Annotated in this window: 12 protein-coding genes; 7 read left to right on the top strand and 5 right to left on the bottom strand. The window is 71.2% G+C overall.

What is annotated here, in order from left to right:
- Positions 1–78: 78 nt before the first annotated feature.
- Positions 79–3,678 (top strand): family 78 glycoside hydrolase catalytic domain, encoded by a 3,600-nt coding sequence (locus ACYQ77_RS40305; protein ID WP_459721962.1) that lies wholly within the window; start codon positions 79–81, stop codon positions 3,676–3,678.
- On the opposite strand, the gene ACYQ77_RS40300 is transcribed toward ACYQ77_RS40305, so the two are convergent.
- Both ACYQ77_RS40300 and ACYQ77_RS40295 read right to left on the bottom strand, forming a co-directional pair.
- Positions 3,665–4,936, bottom strand: coding sequence for an SGNH/GDSL hydrolase family protein (locus ACYQ77_RS40300; protein WP_459721959.1), 1,272 nt, complete (start codon positions 4,934–4,936; stop codon positions 3,665–3,667). The two genes, ACYQ77_RS40305 and ACYQ77_RS40300, sit on opposite strands and share 14 nt — an antisense overlap.
- A gap of 112 nt (positions 4,937–5,048) precedes the next feature.
- On the bottom strand, positions 5,049–5,621 hold the full coding sequence (locus ACYQ77_RS40295; protein ID WP_459721957.1) for a TetR/AcrR family transcriptional regulator: 573 nt from the start codon (positions 5,619–5,621) through the stop codon (positions 5,049–5,051).
- A 68-nt stretch (positions 5,622–5,689) separates the two neighbouring features.
- On the opposite strand from ACYQ77_RS40295, the gene ACYQ77_RS40290 reads away from it, so the two are divergent.
- Positions 5,690–6,262: a dihydrofolate reductase family protein gene (locus ACYQ77_RS40290; RefSeq protein WP_459721954.1), complete on the top strand. Its 573-nt coding sequence runs from the start codon at positions 5,690–5,692 to the stop codon at positions 6,260–6,262.
- A gap of 72 nt (positions 6,263–6,334) precedes the next feature.
- On the opposite strand, the gene ACYQ77_RS40285 is transcribed toward ACYQ77_RS40290, so the two are convergent.
- On the bottom strand, positions 6,335–7,252 hold the full coding sequence (locus tag ACYQ77_RS40285) for an SDR family NAD(P)-dependent oxidoreductase (RefSeq protein WP_459721952.1): 918 nt from the start codon (positions 7,250–7,252) through the stop codon (positions 6,335–6,337).
- Between the two features lie 212 nt (positions 7,253–7,464).
- On the opposite strand from ACYQ77_RS40285, the gene ACYQ77_RS40280 reads away from it, so the two are divergent.
- From ACYQ77_RS40280 to ACYQ77_RS40265, 4 genes are all read left to right on the top strand, one after another.
- Positions 7,465–7,962, top strand: a complete 498-nt coding sequence (locus ACYQ77_RS40280) for a mycothiol transferase (protein WP_459721950.1) — start codon at positions 7,465–7,467, stop codon at positions 7,960–7,962.
- Between the two features lie 24 nt (positions 7,963–7,986).
- Positions 7,987–8,781 carry a tetratricopeptide repeat protein gene (locus tag ACYQ77_RS40275; RefSeq protein WP_459721947.1) on the top strand — a complete coding sequence of 265 codons (795 nt, stop codon included), beginning with the start codon at positions 7,987–7,989 and terminating at the stop codon, positions 8,779–8,781.
- An 807-nt stretch (positions 8,782–9,588) separates the two neighbouring features.
- Positions 9,589–13,272: a CARDB domain-containing protein gene (locus tag ACYQ77_RS40270; RefSeq protein WP_459722077.1), complete on the top strand. Its 3,684-nt coding sequence runs from the start codon at positions 9,589–9,591 to the stop codon at positions 13,270–13,272.
- Positions 13,273–14,292: 1,020 nt separating this feature from the next.
- Entirely contained in the window at positions 14,293–14,859 is a 567-nt protein-coding gene (locus ACYQ77_RS40265) for a DUF4240 domain-containing protein (RefSeq protein WP_459721946.1), read from the top strand.
- A 15-nt stretch (positions 14,860–14,874) separates the two neighbouring features.
- On the opposite strand, the gene ACYQ77_RS40260 is transcribed toward ACYQ77_RS40265, so the two are convergent.
- Together ACYQ77_RS40260 and ACYQ77_RS40255 are read right to left on the bottom strand one after the other, a co-directional pair.
- A complete protein-coding gene (locus ACYQ77_RS40260) occupies positions 14,875–15,435 on the bottom strand; it encodes a DinB family protein (RefSeq protein ID WP_459721945.1) in 561 nt (186 codons plus the stop codon).
- A gap of 35 nt (positions 15,436–15,470) precedes the next feature.
- Positions 15,471–15,881 carry an STAS domain-containing protein gene (locus ACYQ77_RS40255; RefSeq protein ID WP_459721942.1) on the bottom strand — a complete coding sequence of 137 codons (411 nt, stop codon included), beginning with the start codon at positions 15,879–15,881 and terminating at the stop codon, positions 15,471–15,473.
- A 336-nt stretch (positions 15,882–16,217) separates the two neighbouring features.
- Here ACYQ77_RS40255 and ACYQ77_RS40250 point away from each other — a divergent pair, with 336 nt between their 5' ends.
- On the top strand, positions 16,218–16,721 hold the full coding sequence (locus tag ACYQ77_RS40250) for a winged helix-turn-helix domain-containing protein (RefSeq protein WP_459721939.1): 504 nt from the start codon (positions 16,218–16,220) through the stop codon (positions 16,719–16,721).
- Position 16,722 lies beyond the last annotated feature (1 nt).

Genomic DNA, 16,722 nt, shown 5'->3' with positions numbered 1-16,722 from the left:
TGGTTACAGTGGGATCCACCCGGGTTGTGAAACGTTTAAATCCCCTGCCACGTCGGTTCGCTCGCTGGGAGCCCTGCCATGCCCCGGAACAGCCGCCGCTCACTCGTCACCGTCCTCGTCACGACCCTCGTCCTCGCCGTGGTCGGCGTGCCGCCCGCGGCCGCCGCGCCGCCCGACCTCGCAGGCGCGCACTGGATCTGGTTCCCCGAGGGGGACCCGCGCGTGTCCGCCCCCGAAGGGCACCGCTTCTTCCGCACCACCTTCACCGTCGCCGAGGGCGCTGTCGCCGACGGCACCCTCGTGGTCACCGGCGACGACACCGTCGACGTGTGGCTCAACGGCACACCGCTCGCCGGTTCCCCGCGCCGCGACCACTCCTGGCGCCAGTCGATCGCCGTCGACCTGCGGCCCGCGCTGCGGCCCGGCGCCAACACGGTCGCGATCGCGGTGCGCAACACGTCCACCTCCCCCGCCGGGCTGATCGGCCGCGCCCGGATCACCACCGCGGGCGGCACGACCGACGTCGTCACCGGCGCCGGCTGGCAGACGAGCCGGACCGCGCCCGCGGACTGGAACCAGGGCACCTGGGTGGCCGCGCAGGACCTCGGCGCCTACGGGATCGCCCCGTGGCACCAGGACGTCGCCGCCCCGCAGAACGACGTCTCACCGCTGGTGGCCACGCACGGCACGGTCGAGCACCGCACCGACCCGCTCGGCGTCGACGCCGCGAAACCCCGTTTCGGCTGGCAGCTCACGGCGTCCGCGCCGCAGCAACGCCAGGCCGCCTACCAGCTCACGGTGTCCGGCCCGGGCGGCACGGTCTGGGACAGCGGCCGCGTCGTCTCCGGCACCCGCGCCGACGTCACCTACGGCGGCCCCGCGCTCGCCCCGCTCACCCGCTACACCTGGCGCGTCCGGGTGTGGGACGGCCAGGGCCGGGCGGGCGACTGGAGCCCGGTGTACGCGTTCGAGACCGCGCCCGCCGCGTGGACCGCCGCGTTCATCGGGCAGGAACCGGTCGCGCCCGGCCTGTCCGGCGCGAGCTGGATCTGGTACCCGGAGGGCGATCCGGTCGCGGGGGTGCCACCCGCGACCCGCTACTTCCGGCGCACGGTCGACGTCCCCGCGGCGGCGAGGGCCACCCTCGTGATCACCGGTGACGACACCGCGGACGTGTGGGTGAACGGCACGCAGGTCAGCACGTCGCCGCGGGTGACGGACTCGTGGAAGACCGCGGCGGTGGCCGAGGTGCCGCTGTCGGCGGGCGCCAACGTGCTCGCGGTGCGCGCGGAGAACACCACGCAGTCCCCCGCCGGGGTGGTCGGCGTGCTGTCCGTCCAGGGTGGACAGAAGGTCGTCACCGACGGCGCGTGGAGGGCGAGCCAGACCGGTCCGTCCGGCTGGGAGCGGCCGGGGTTCGACGACAGCGCGTGGCCCGCCGCGCGTGCGCTCGCGGCGTACGGCACCGGTCCGTGGGGCGCGAACGTGCGGGTCACGCAGCCGGCAACGTTGCTGCGCAAGGCGTTCACCGTCACGAAGCCGGTCGCGCGGGCTCGCCTGATGACGACCGCGCTCGGCCTGCACGAGACCCGGCTCAACGGTCAGAAGGTCGGCGCCGACGTGCTCGCGCCGGGCTGGACCGACTACCGCAAACGCTTGCAGTACAAGGTGTACGACGTGACCGGCGCGATCAGGCAGGGCGCGAACGCGCTCGGCGCGTGGCTCGGCAACGGCTGGTACTCCGGCAGCCTCGGGTTCGCGGGCAGCCAGTACTACGGCACGCGGCCGTGGTACTCGGCGCGGCTCGTGCTCACCCACACCGACGGCACGACGTCGGTCGTCGGCACCGACGAGACGTGGAAGGTCGCCACGAGCCCGATCCGCGCCGACGACCTCTACCACGGCGAGACCTACGACGCGCGGCTCGCGGTGTCCGGGTGGGACGGTGCGGGCTTCGACGACAGCACGTGGGCGGCGCCTGCCGTCCGCACGGATCCGCCGCCGAACATGGTGTCCCAGGTGGACAACGGGGTGACCGTGCAGCAGGAGTTCCGGCCGGTGCGGATCACCCAGCCGAAGCCGGGCGCGTGGGTGTTCGACCTCGGCCAGAACTTCACCGGCTGGAACCGGCTCGTGGTGCGCGGCCCGGCGGGCACGACCGTCACCATGCGGCACGCGGAGGTGCTCAACCCCGACGGCACGATCTACACGGCGAACCTGCGTGCCGCGCAGGTCACCGACCGGTACACCCTCAGGGGCACCGGCGGCGTGGAGACGTGGGAGCCGCGGTTCACCGTGCACGGCTACCGGTACGTGGAGGTCACCGGCCTCGCGGAGACGCCGACCGCCGACACGGTCACCGGCCGCGCGGCGTGGGCGTCCGGCGGGCAGCCGGGCACGCTGACCACGTCGAACCCGCTCGTGAACCAGTTGCAGCACAACATCGTCTGGGGCACGCGGTCCAACATGCTGTCGATCCCGACCGACTGCCCGCAGCGCGACGAGCGGCTCGGGTGGACCGGCGACATCGCGATCTTCGCGGGCACGTCCACGTTCAACCTGGCCGCGCACACCTTCCTCGCGAAGTTCGCCGACGACCTCGTCGACGCGCAGCGCGCGGACGGCGCCTTCACCGACGTGGCGCCCGCGGTGATCGACGGCGCCGGCCACGCGGGCTGGGGCGACGCGGGCGTGATCGTGCCGTACACGCTGTGGCAGCGCTACGGCGACACGGACGTGATCGACGAGCACTTCGCGGCCATGGCGAAGTGGGTGGACTACCTGCGTGCCACGTCCGGCGCGGACCTGATCCGGGACCAGTGGACGTTCGGGGACTGGCTCAACGTCAACGACAACACCCCGCAGGACGTGCTGTCGACGGCGTTCTTCTCCTGGTCGGCGCGCCTGGTGTCCCGCATGGCGGCGGCGACGGGACGCACGTCCGAGGCCGCGTCCTACGGCAGGCTGGCCGACGACGTGGCGGCCGCGTTCACCAGCCGGTTCGCCCGCGCCGACGGCACGATCGGGTCGAACTCGCAGACCGGGTACGTGGTGGCGCTGGCGTTCGGGTTGCTGCCGCCGTCGCTGCGGCAGCCGGCCGCGGACCGGCTGGCGGCGAAGGTCGCGTCGGCCGGCGGGCACCTGTCGGTGGGCTTCCTCGGGGTGGAGAACCTGCTGCCGGTGCTGGCCGAGCACGGGCACGCCGACACCGCGTACGAGATCCTGCTGCAGCCGGACTTCCCCGGCTGGGGCTACATGAACAGCCGCGGCGCGACGACGATCTGGGAGCGGTGGGACGGCATCCGCCCGGACGGCTCGTTCAACGACCCCGGCATGAACTCGTTCAACCACTACGGCATGGGCTCGGTCGGCGACTTCCTGTACCGGCAGGTGGCGGGGCTCGCCCCGGCCAGTCCCGGGTACGGGTCGCTGCTGATCGCCCCGCGCCCCGGCGGCGGCCTCACGTCGGCGAGCGCGGAGTACGAGACCCCGCACGGGACGGCGACGAGCGCGTGGTCCACGTCGGGCGGCACGCTGACGCTGCGGGTGACGGTGCCCGCGGGCACGTGGGCGACGGTCCGCGTCCCCGGCACGGTCCGGTCGTACCCACCGGAGGCGGTCCCGACCGAGGGTGGTTTCTACGTACCGAGCGGGAGTTACGTGTTCACCGCCGCGTGAACAACCTGGCCGGGACCGCGTCCGCGAGGGCGCGGTACCCGGCCGGGTCGAGGTGCAGGTGGTCGCCGGTGTCGTAGGCGGCAAGCAGCCGCCTCGGCGCCGCCGGGTCGCGGGCGACGCGGTCGAAGTCGATCACGGCGTCGAACACGCGGCTCGTGCGGATCCAGTGGTTGACGGTCTGCCGCGCGGCCTCGCGGTACCCCGCCGGATCGTCGTAGGAGGTGTTGCCACCGAACGGGGTGATCGTCGCGCCGTACACGTCGATGCCCTGGGCGTGCGCGCGGACCACGATCTGTTCGTACGCCGCGATCAGGTCGGCCGCCACCTGTTGCTGCGCCTCCTGCGTGGCCGCCGCGGTGCCGATGTCGTTGACGCCCTCGAACACGATGAGCCACTCGACGCCGCTCTGCGCGAGGACGTCCCGGTCGAGCCGGGCGAGCGCGTTGGGGCCGAGGCCGTCGTTGAGCACGCGGTTGCCGCCCGCGGCCTGGTTCAGCACGGCGACGTGGCGGACGCGGTCGGCGAACCGGTCCGGCCACCGGTCGTTGCCGTTGGTGGTGGAGCCCCGGCCGTCGGTCAGCGAGTCGCCGAGCATGACCACGCCCGCCGTGCCGCGCGCGGCGAGCACCTCGACGCCGGACAGGAAGTACCAGTGGTCCGCCGGGGTCGCGCCCGGCAGGTCGTCGTCCGCGACGTGGTCGCCTGCCAGGAGGTGCGACGTGGTCCGGGAGCCCGGGTGCGACGTGATGTCGTTCGACGCCTGCCCGTTCCGCAGGTGGACGGTGACGGTCAGGTTGGTGCGCGGTGCGAGCGGGAAGGCCAGCGGGTCCGACACCACCTGTGCGCCGACGGGAATCGTCGTCGAGGCACGGCCGTGGAAGCGCACCGCCCGCGTCGTGCCCGGTTCGACGGCCGCCACCCCGGCACGGCCGCCCGCGGGCAGGGCCACCGTCGCGGCGGTGATCGGCAGCGCGGCGCCGCCGAAAGCGTTGGAGAACCGCAGGCGCAGGTTCGGTCCGCCGACGGTCACGCGCACGGTCTGCCGCAACGTCGTGTCCGCCATGACGAGTCCGTCCTGCGTGAACGGTGGCGGCGGCATGTTCCCGGGTTCGGTCAACTGCGGCATGGCCGTCCACGTGTTGACCCAGTTCCCCGCGGCGACCGGCGAGCCCGCCGCCTGACCGCCAACCCCTTGCACCGCAACGACGAGCGCGGCCACCAGCACCGCGACGAGACCGACCACGACGCGCCCGCGCATGCGCCCTCCCGGATTCCGAAATTTTCGAAAAACGCACCGGTTTACGCGAAAACGTTAAAGCACGCCGCAATTTCGGGTCAACAAAAAGAATTCCGGAACTTTCGGAATTCCGTCAGCCCGCGAGCACTCGCCGGACCGCCTCGTCGATCAGGTCGTGGGTCTCCTGCGGGGTGAAGATGTCCGGCAGCGTCAGCCGCTCCACGATGAGCCAGTTCAGCGCGAGGTACAGCAGCACCACCGAGGTCGAGTCCCCCGGCAGGCCCGAGGTCGCGTGGTGGCTGATGTTGGCGTCGATGTCCTCGCGGATCCGCCTGGTGAGCACCGCGCGCAGCTCCGGCCGCCGGGTGGCCTCCAGCCGCAGTTCCAGCAGCGCGAGGTAGCCGGAGTTGAACGCCGACACCCGGTCCACCAGCTCGTGCATGAGCTCGGCGTAACGGGCCTGGTCCTGCACCCCCTCCCTGCTGCGGGCCATGGTGGCCTCGTCGGGCAGCAGCCGCTCGTAGATGCGCCCGCCGACTTGGGTGAACAGGTCGTCGCGGCTGGCGAAGTAGTTCGACGCGGTACCCGTCGGCACCCCGGCCTCCGCGTCGACCGCCCGGAACGTCAGTCCGCGCGCCCCCTCCCTGGCCAGTACCTCGATGGCGGCGTCGATCAACGCTCGCCGCCGCTCCGGGTTGCTCCGCACTTGACACCACTCCACTTGTAGTACTACTTTCAAACCACTTCATCCATAGTACTACGTCTGGAGTTCGGTTGCGCAAGCTCGTGTACTACATCGGCGTCTCCCTCGACGGCTACATCGCGGGTCCCGGCGGCGAGTTCGACTTCTACCCGGTGTCGGACCAGATGTCCGCGTGGATCAACGCCCGCTACCCGGAGACGCTCCCGACCCACGTCCGCAAGCTCGTCGGCCTCGAGGACGCGCCCAACAAGACCTTCGACACGCTGGTGATGGGGCGCGGCACCTACGAACCCGCGCTGGCCGTGCCGACGACCAGCCCGTACGCGCACCTGCGCCAGTACGTCGTGTCGAGCACCCTGACGGTCGACGACCCGTCCGTCGAGGTGGTGCCCGGCGACCCGGTCGGCCTGGTGCGGCGGCTCAAGGAAGAGGACACCGGCATGGACATCTACCTGTGCGGCGGCGGCAGGCTCGCCGGCGCGCTGCTCGGGGAGATCGACGAGATCATCCTCAAGAGCTACCCGGTGCTCGCGGGCGACGGCATCCCCGTGGTCGCGGGCGGGTTCGACCCCACCCTGTTCACGCCCACCCACCGGGAGACGTTCGCCAACGGCACGCAGGTCACCTGGCTCACGAGGAGGTAGCGGACCGGCTCGTCGAGGCGGGCTCGTACGAGGCGCGGCCGGCCGGCGACGTCCAGCCCCGGTCACCGCCGGTCAGTTCTCGCCGACGGCGGCCCGATCGTCGAAGTCCGCGGGCACGTGCGCGGGTTCCAGCCACTCCCGCAGCGTCGGCGGCAGCCGCTTCTCGAGCCCGTACGGCTCCAGGTGCGCGGCGAACACCTCGTCGAACGCCCGCTCGATGCTCTCGTCGTCCCAGTTGTCGCGTTCCAGCACGGGTGCCTTGAAGTACGGCTGGCCCACGATGTGCAGCTGCGGCCCGTTGCACCGGATCACCTGCCCGGTCACGCCCAGCGAGCGGTCGCCGAGCAGGAACGTCACCAGCGGCGCGACCCGTTCCGGGGTGCGGTCGGGCGGGCAGTTGCGCAGCGACCGCTCGCAGCCGAGCACCATGCGGGTGCGGGCCAGCGGGCACACCGCGTTGACGCGGATGCCCGCGACCTCCAGGTCCAGCGCCCACGAGTAGGTCAGCGACGCGACCGCGCCCTTGGTGGCGGCGTAGGTGCCGCGGGCCCGCTGCCCGAGTAACGCGCCGGAGGAGATGTTGACGATCGACCCGGCGCGCCCCATGACCCGCATCGCCGCGAGTCCGGTGTAGATGACGCCGAGGAGGTTGACCTCGACCAGTTCCTTCACCAGGCGGGTGTCCTCGTCCCAGGGCAGCACCGCGTAGTTCAGCCCGGCGTTGTTGACGAGCCCGTCGAGCCTGCCGTACTCGGTGACGCACAGGTCGACGAGCGCCTGCGCCTGGTCCGCGTCGGCCACCGAGTGGCCGCTCACGACCGCGGCGCCGCCGTCGGCGGTGATCAGCGCGGCGGTCTCGCGTGCGAGGCCCTCGTCGACGTCGTTGACCACGACCGCCGCGCCCGCCGCGGCCGCGTGCCGCGCGAACGCCCGCCCCAGTCCCTGCCCGGCCCCGGTCACCACCACTGCTCGCCCGTCCAACGACGTCATCGTCCGCTCCCCACGGTCACACCCGCCACACGCCTTCAGTCTCCATCCGGGACGGGCGCACCGCCGCTGCCCTCGACAGGAGGTCGGATCGGTGCGGCCAACGAACACAGGGCACTTCGGCAGGGCCTTACGTCCCGGCGTAACGCCAAGCGGTAACCGGAGTGCGACGACCGGCCATGTGGGCCGGTCACGGACGGCGTAACGTCGTTCACGTGACGAGTGCGGAGTTGCTCACCGACGCGTTCGGACGGATCAAGGAGGTCGTCCACAGCGCCGTCGAGGGGCTCACGGAAGACCAGCTCACCCACCGGCCGGGGCCGGAGGCCAACTCGATCGCCTGGCTGGTGTGGCACCTGACCCGCATCCAGGACGATCACGTCGCGGACGTCGCGGGCACCGAGCAGACCTGGCCCGGGTGGGCCGAGCGGTTCGGGCTGCCCTTCGGCCCGCGCGACACCGGCTACGGCCACGACGCCGCGGCCGTCGGCAAGGTGCGGGTGCCCGCGGAACTGCTCCTCGGCTACCACGACGCGACCTGCGCGCGGACCGTCGAGTACGTTGCCGGTGTCACCGACGATGATCTCCAGCGCATCGTGGACGAGCGCTGGGACCCGCCGGTGACCTTGGGGGTCCGGCTGGTGAGCGTCGTCTCCGACGACCTGCAGCACGCCGGGCAGGCCGCGTACGTGCGCGGTCTGCTGCCCCGCTAGGCAGCCGGACTGGGGCGGGTGAGCATGGGACGCGGTCGACGCTGGCGCAGGAAGCGCCAGGACTGGCTCACACGGGACCTGGACAACGCCGAGTTCACGCTGCGCCTGACGCGGTGGCTCGCGGCCCGCTGGTCCCGCCACGACTTCGACGTCGGTTCGGTGCTGCTCGACTACGCGCGCAGGCTGACCGAGGCGGGCCGCCGCGAGGAGGCGCTGGCCGCGCTCGACGAGTCGATCCAGATCGGCAACCGGCACATCCAGGACAAGCCGCTGCGGTACGCGCCGAACATGGCGGCCGCGCTGCTGACCAAGGCGCACCTGCTCGCCGACCTCAACCGCGTCGAGGAGGCGCTGTCGTCGGTGACCGGGGCCGTCGACATCTTCCGCACCCTCGTGCCGACCGACCCGGAACGCTTCGAGCCCGTGCTGTTCGCCGCGCTCACGTCGCTCGGGTTCTGGCGCCACCAGCGCGGTGACCTGGACGCGGCGCTGCCCGCGTTCCGCGACGCCGCCGCGCTGGCACCGAAGCTGCCGTCGTCCCGCGACGGCGACCGGGCGATGGCGCTGCACAACTACGGGGCCGTGCTGCACAAGCTGGGGCGCTCCGAGGAGGGCGTCCCGTTCATCGAGCAGGCGGTCGAGATCCGGCGGCGGCTCGTCAAGGAGGACCGGGGGCGGTACGAGCGGGATCTCGTGTTGTCGCTGCGCAACCTCGAGCAGGCGTTGTCCGCCGTGGGACGGTACGTGGAGGCCATCGAGATCGTCGACGAGCTGTCGGCGAGGTCGACGTCCGACAGCGACCAGGGGCCGGTCGGGTAGTCGCGCGTGCCGCTTCGGTGTCCCGCCCGATCCATGTGCTGGGCTTGTCGGGTTTGCCTGGGTTTTCCCTCCGGGGGGTCCTCGCCGGACGGGCTGGTCTCCGGGATGGCGGGGGTTTGGTCTCGGGCTGGGTTGGCAAGGACTGGTGTCCGTTGTCTGCCTGCCATCCCGTCGACCTCCCGGAGGGCTATCACACCGCGTCAAGGGGGCCCGGCGGCTTGGGCATGTGGGCGCGTCGTGCTTCGGGCCCCCTTGACACGGCGTGATCGGGCTTCGCCAGGTCGACGGGATGGCAAGCACCCTCACGGGGGTGATGGGGGCTTCGCCCCGCTTCGCGGGGCCGGGCGCGCAGCGCCCGGCATGCCGGGATCGGCATCCTCATTCCGTCGGGATCCTCATTCCGTCGGGATCCTCGTTCCGGGGTCGAGATCCTCATGCCGGAGTCGAGATCCTCATGCCGGAGTCGGGATCCTCGTTCCAGGCTCGGGATTCCTCATGCCAGAGTCGGGATTCCTCATGCTGGGGTCGGCGTCCTGGGGTCGGCTCACACCGCTCGCGCGCGCGATGGCAACCCCCACCCGATCCCGGGGGCCACCCGCCATGCCAGTCTACCGGTACCCACCGACATTTTTCGGGGTTTGCCGCGAGCTGTGGACAACTGACCCTGCTGTGGACAACTCGACGGAGGCGTAGTCGCGAATTTTCTTCTTTGAGTCAGGTTCTTGCGTGTTGTCTACTCGCTGTTGCATGCTGCTTACAGCTCTGGCCACCCTGCTGTCTCAAAGAAGAGAAGACGCCATGACACGTATGCGCCTGCATCGGCTCGTGGCCGGTGCCCTCGTGGTGGGGCTCTCGATCGTCGGGATCTCCGCCGCCACCGGTGGGCCGCCCACCTCACCCGTCCCCCAGCCCAGGCCGGTCGCGCTCGCGGACGTGCCCCTGACCCGTTCCGTCTCGGCCAGCAGCGCGCTGCCCGGCTACCCCGTCGCCAACGCGGTCGACGGGAACCAGGCCAGCTACTGGGAATCGGCCAACAACGCGTTTCCCCAGTGGATCCAGGCCGATCTCGGGGCCTCGAAAACACTGTCGCGGATCGTGCTGAAACTGCCCGCCACCTGGGAGTCCCGGACGCAGACGCTCGCCGTGCGCGGGAGTGACAACGGGACTTCCTTCACCGACCTCGCCGCCGCCAAGGGGTATCTCTTCTCCCCCAGCGCCAACACCGTCACGATCCCCGTGAGCGGCTCCGCCCGGTACGTCCGCCTCGACATCACCGCCAACACCCAGTGGCCCGCCGCCCAGCTCAGCGAGTTCGAGCTGTACGGGCCCGACGCCGGCGACACGCAGCCGCCGTCCGCGCCCGGCAACCTCGCGCTGACCGAGCCCGGCGCCGGGCAGATCCGGCTCGACTGGTCCGCCGCCACCGACAACGTCGGCGTCACCGGGTACACCGTCTACCGCGACGGCGCCGCCGTCACGACCGTCACCGGCACCTCGTTCACCGAGACGCGGCCCGCGGGGACGCGGATCGAGTACTTCGTGCGGGCTCGGGACGCGGCGGGCAACCTCTCCGCCGACAGCAACCACGTCGTGCGGGCCGGGCCCATCGCAGGCGCCAACCTGGCGCAGGGCAAGCCGATCGAGGCGTCCTCGACGGTCCACACGTTCGTCGCCAGCAACGCCAACGACGGCAGCACCGCTACGTACTGGGAGTCCGCCGCCGGCTACCCGAACACGCTCACCGTGAAGCTCGGCGCCAACGCCGACCTCGAGCAGGTCGTCGTGAAGCTCAACCCCGACCCGATCTGGGGCGCGCGCACGCAGAACATCGAGGTCCTCGGCCGTGACCAGGGCGCGTCCGGGTTCACCTCACTGAAGGCACGCGCCGACTACCGCTTCGACCCGGCCGCCAACCAGAACAGCGTGACCATCCCGGTCAGCGGGCGGGCCGCGGACGTGCGGCTGCAGTTCTTCGCCAACAGCGGCGCGCCCGGCGGGCAGGTCGCCGAGTTCCAGGTCATCGGCACGCCCGCGCCCAACCCCGACCTCGTCGTCACCGGCACGTCCTGGACGCCGGCGAACCCGACGGAGACCAGCCAGATCGCGGTCTCGGCCACCGTGCGGAACTCCGGTTCCGCGGCGTCCGGCGCCACCACCGTGAACGTCAGCCTCGGCGGCACCGTCGTCGGCAACGCGAACGTCGGCGCGCTCGCCGCGGGCGCCTCCACCACGGTCACCGTCAACGCGGGCACCCGGCCGCAGGGCAGCTACACCGTCGCCGCGACCGTCGACCCGGCCAACACCGTCCTCGAGCAGAACGACACCAACAACACGTACACCTCGCCGACGCCGCTCGTGATCGCGCAGGCGCCCGGGCCCGACCTGCAGGTCACCGGCATCACGTCGAACCCGCCGAACCCGGCGGTCGGCGCCGCCGTGTCGTTCACGGTCGCCGTCAACAACCGTGGCACGAGCAGTGCGGGCGCCTCGGTGACGCGGCTGACCGTCGGCGGCACCACGCTCACCACTAGCACGGGTGCGATCGCGGCGGGCGCCACGGCGAACGTCGCGATGACCGGCACGTGGACCGCCACCAACGGCGGCGCCACCCTCACCGCGACGGCCGACGCGACGAACACGGTCGCGGAGACCAACGAGTCCAACAACACGCTGTCCCGCGCGATCGTGGTGGGCCGCGGCGCGGCCGCCCCGTACGTCGAGTACGAGGCGGAAGCCGCGCAGTACCAGGGCCAGCTCGTCGAGGCCGACCCGCTGCGCACGTTCGGGCACACCAACTTCGGCACCGAGTCGTCGGGCCGCAAGTCGGTGCGGCTGACCAGCCAGGGCCAGTACGTGGAGTTCACGTCGACGAACCAGGCCAACTCGATCGTCGTGCGCAACTCGATCCCCGACGCCCCCGGCGGCGGTGGCATCGACGCGACGATCAGCCTCTACGTCAACGGCGCGTTCGCGCAGAAGCTGACGCTGTCGTCGAAGCACAGCTGGCTGTACGGCACCACCGACGACCCCGAGGGCCTGACGAACACGCCGCAGGGCGACGCGCGGCGGCTGTTCGACGAGTCGCACGCGCTGCTGTCGCAGTCCTACCCGCCGGGCACCAAGTTCCGGCTGCAGCGCGACAGCGGGGACACCGCGTCGTTCTACATCATCGACCTGATCGACCTCGAGCAGGTCGCCGACCCGCTGCCCAAGCCCGCGAACTGCACGTCGATCACCGAGTACGGCGCCGTGCCGAACGACGGCAACGACGACACGGCGGCCATCCAGCGCGCGGTGACCGACGACCAGAACGGCGTCATCAGCTGCGTGTGGATCCCGGCCGGGCAGTGGCGGCAGGAGCAGAAGATCCTGACCGACGACCCGACCGTGCCCAACGGCGGCGGCCAGTACAACCAGGTCGGCATCTCCAACGTGACCATCCGCGGTGCGGGCATGTGGCACTCGCAGCTGTACACGCTGACCCAGCCGCAGAACGCGGGCGGCATCAACCACCCGCACGAGGGCAACTTCGGGTTCGACATCGACAAGAACACCCAGATCTCCGACATCGCGATCTTCGGTTCCGGCCGGATCCGCGGCGGTGACGGCGGCGCCGAGGGCGGCGTCGGCCTCAACGGGCGGTTCGGCACGGGCACGCGGATCTCGAACGTGTGGATCGAGCACGCGAACGTCGGCGTGTGGGTCGGCCGCGACTACAGCAACAAGCCGGAGCTGTGGGGCCCGGCCGACGGGCTGGAGTTCAGCGGCATGCGGATCCGCAACACCTACGCGGACGGCATCAACCTCACCAACGGGTCGCGGAACTCGAAGGTGTTCAACTCGTCGTTCCGCACCACCGGGGACGACGCGCTGGCCGTGTGGGCGAACCAGTACGTCAAGGACCCGTCGGTGGACATCGCGCACGACAACGTGTTCACCAACAACACGATCCAGCTGCCGTGGCGCGCCAACGGGATCGCCATCTACGGCGGTTACGGCAACAAGATCGAGAACAACCTCATCTCCGACACGATGAACTACCCGGGCATCATGCTCGCGACCGACCACGACCCGCTGCCGTTCTCCGGTCAGACGCTGATCGCGAACAACGCGCTGTACCGGTGTGGCGGCGTGTTCTGGGGCGAGCAGCAGAAGTTCGGGGCGATCACGTTCTTCGCACAGGGCAAGGACATCCCCGGGGTGACCCTGCGCGACACCGAGATCCACGACTCGACCTACGACGGCATCCAGTTCAAGACGGGTGGCGGCACCGTGCCGAACGTGGCGATCACGAACGTGAAGATCGACAAGTCGAACAACGGCGCGGGCATCCTCGCCATGGCGGGCGCCCGGGGCAGCGCGAACCTGACGAACGTCACGATCACCGCCTCGGCGACGGGCAACATCGTCGTCGAGCCGGGGTCGCAGTTCGTCATCACGGGTGGCCAGGTCCCGGCGGTGGTGGCGACCAACCGCCGCGGCACCAGGTAGCGAGCTCCCGTGCCGGGGTGGGCGGCAAGCCGCCCCGGCACGGGGTTCCACCGGCCGGTTCGCCCGGTCACGCCCTGTGTGCGGCTGGTGCCGGGTCGATCCAGCGCACGGCCACCGCTCGAACGGGCAGCCCCGACCCGGGAAGCAACGCTTGCTCGTCGGACCGCTCGGCCGCCTGAGTGCTCCGGGCTCACCGCGGGGCCCGGAGCAGGTCGCGCGCCGGGTCACTGGTCCGCGTGCTCGACGAGGCTCCCGCCCTGTGGGCGGCTGCCACCCGGTTGACCCAGCAACACAGCCACCCCCCCCGAACAGAGAAGCCCCGACCCGAGAAGCACGCGACCGACAGTCACCATCCGCACGCGCGGCCCAGAACCCGAACAGCACGCGCATCCGGTCACCGACCGCCTGCCCGACGAGCTTCGCCGCCGCGCGCGACCGGTACCCGATCGACCCCGGCATCACAGCCACCCACCCGAACCCGAGAAGCGCGCCACCAACACACACCCATCCCCACGCGGGCCACACTCACCACCCAGACCCCCAACACCACGCCCATCCGGTCACCGATCGCCTGCCGACGAGCTTCGCCGTTGCGCGCGGCGGGTGCCGGATGACCCAGCACCCCGAACAGAGAAGCCCCGACCCGAGAAGCACGCGACCGGCACTCACCATCCGCACGCGCGGCCCAGAACCCGAACAGCACGGGCATCCGGTCACCGATCACCTGTCGACGAGCTTCGCGGACGCGCGTGACCGGTACCCGATCGACCCCGGCAACACAGCCACCGGCCCGAACCCGAGAAGCACGCCGGAAACACACACCCATCCCCACGCGCACCACGTCCACCACGCTCACTACCCAGACCCCCAACCCCACACGCATCCGGTCCCCGATCGTCTGCCCGACGAGCTTCGCCGTCGCGCGCGGCCGGTACCGGATGACCCGAGGACGGCGGGCTCGACGAGGTCGAGTCGGTGGTTCTCGTCGGGTAGTGGTGCCTCGGACCATAGGATCCGATCATGGATCTGGACACCTGGTGGGGTGTGATCGAACGCGCACGCACCGCGGTCGGTGAGCGTGCGGGCGACCGGGACTTCCCGGACGACCCGCTGCCCGACGCGGTCACCGAGGAACTCGCCACGTTCACCCCCGCCGAGCTGGTCGACTGGTACGTGCGTTACGTCCAGCTGACCGACTCCGCGTACCGGTACCCGCTGTGGGGTGCCGCCTACCTGATCGAGGGCGGCTGCGGCGACGACGGGTTCATGGACTTCCGCGACGGGCTCATGCTGCAGGGCCGCGAGGTGTTCACCCGTGCGGTCGCCGACCCGGACTCGCTGGCCGACCTGCCCGTGGTGCGCAGGATGGCCGAGGACAAGGGCTGGCTCGGCTTCGAGTCGCTCAGCTACCTCGTGGGGGACGCGTACGAGCGGGTGCGGGGCGACGCGGAGCCGCTGGACGACGCCCTCGCCAAGGCCATCGACAACCGGACCCGCCCCGACAAGGCGACGGGCCACAGCTGGGACGGCGAGGACGACGAGGCGAACCGCAGGCACCTGCCCCGGCTCGCCGAGCTGTTCCGCTGACCGGTCGGGCGTGGCTCATTTGAAGTGGTCGGCTGCCTCCTGCACTCGTGCGATGTGCTTGTCCCACCACGCGGCGTCACCCATGTCCTCGTGGTCCTTGCCCGCGCGACCGTCGATCATCTCGCGGACGATGTCGGCGTGCCCCGCGTGCTGGGCGGTCTCGGCGACCACGCGCACGAGGAGGTGACCGAGCGTCGTCGCACGGCGTTCCTCCGGCCACCACGGGACCGAGGCCGGCGCGTCGAGACCGAGCCGCTCCAGGCTCTCGTCGGTGTGCTGCCACGCCCGGCGGTAGAACCCGACGATGTAGTCGCGGCTCTCCCCGGGTAACGCCCACATGTCCGCGCTGTCCCAGATCGTCTCGTCGCTCCACGGCATCGGCACCGGCGCGGGGCGGCCGACGCACTCGCCGAGGTAGCCGAACTCGATGCCGGCCAGGTGCTTGACGAGGCCGAGCAGGTTCGTCGCGGTCGGCGTCATCGGCCGGCGGACGTCGTACTCCGACAGGCCGTCGAGCGATCGCAGCAGGGCTTCACGGCTCTGCCGCAGGTAGTGGTGCAGGTCGGTGGCAATCATGCGAGCAGGCTAGGACGGACCACCGACAAAAACGGCTAGCGAGGGGACCCGGCAAGCTCCGGTTCGACGTTCAACACCCGATCGAGTGCCGTCATCGCGAGCGGGCGGGTCACGGCGCGGCCGCTCGCGCGGATCCGGAGCGAGGTGCCGAGCTCCTCGCAGCGCTCGTGGTGCCTCAGCAGCACCGCCAGCCCGGCCGAACCGAGGAAGGTGAGGCCGGTCAGGTCGAGCACCACCGGCGCGGGCGGGACGACGACCGCCTCCGCCTGGTCGAGTTGTGCGGACAGGCGCGGCGCGGTCAGCATGTCGAGCTCACCGCCCGCCTGAACCACCACCGAGAGGTTGTCCACGGTCCGCTGCACCCACAACAACGAGTCGAGATCGGTCACGGCGGCCTCCCACTGTCGGCACAGGGCAGACGGTCGAGCATAGTCGAGGTCCACCACCGGCGCGAGTCTCGTTTGCCGTGGTGGGCTCGATTCCGAAGCGGATTCGCGAACATCACCCGTACGGAGGAAGATCCCGGCGCGGGCGCAACGCGGTGTTGGTCCACATCGGACGATGACGGGCGCGTGCCAGTGCCGATTCACGTGCACAAGCCCGTCCACGCCGTGGAATCGCGCATACGGGCCATTGACACGGGCGGGCGATCCAGGTCCCATGGACGGCGTGCCCCAGGTCGCGCTCACGAGGCGGCGCCACGTGGACTTCGCCATCGTGGCGGCCCAGGGCTGTGCCGGTTCGCCCCGCCAGCCCGTTGCCGACCCCAGTGAGGTGCACCCGTGTTCCTGCCGACCCCGACCATCGTCGTCCACCTGAACATCGAGCTGCCGAGGAACCCCGACACGCTCGCCGCGCTCTCCGACCTGCTGCACTCGGTCGCCGAACTGCCCGGCGTCGCGGTCACCCAGCACGCCGTGCCGGAGCTGCCCTACCCTCGTTCGTCCACATCGGACAGCGCGGACGAGCGGCTGCGGATCGTGCCGCACTCGCGGACCGTGCTGCGCGACGACGTGCCGGTGCCGCTGACCAGGCTCGAGTTCGACCTGCTGCTCTACCTCACGCAGCGCCCCAAACGGGTGCTGCCCAGGCGCGTGCTGATGGCCGATGTGTGGGGCATCGACCAGCCGATGAACAGCCGCACCGTCGACGTCCACATCAGACGGCTGCGGGACAAGCTGGGCGCCGACCGGCTGCGGATCACCACCGTGCGCGGGGTCGGCTACCGCTTCGACGGGCCGCAGGACGTGGTCATCGAGCCCGTCCCCGAATGGGCGGTGGTCTGAC

It is taken from the genome of Actinophytocola sp. KF-1 (genome assembly GCF_054661535.1).
The sequence above is the reverse complement of the archived record's forward strand: the minus strand, read 5'-3'. Positions and strand labels throughout refer to the sequence as shown.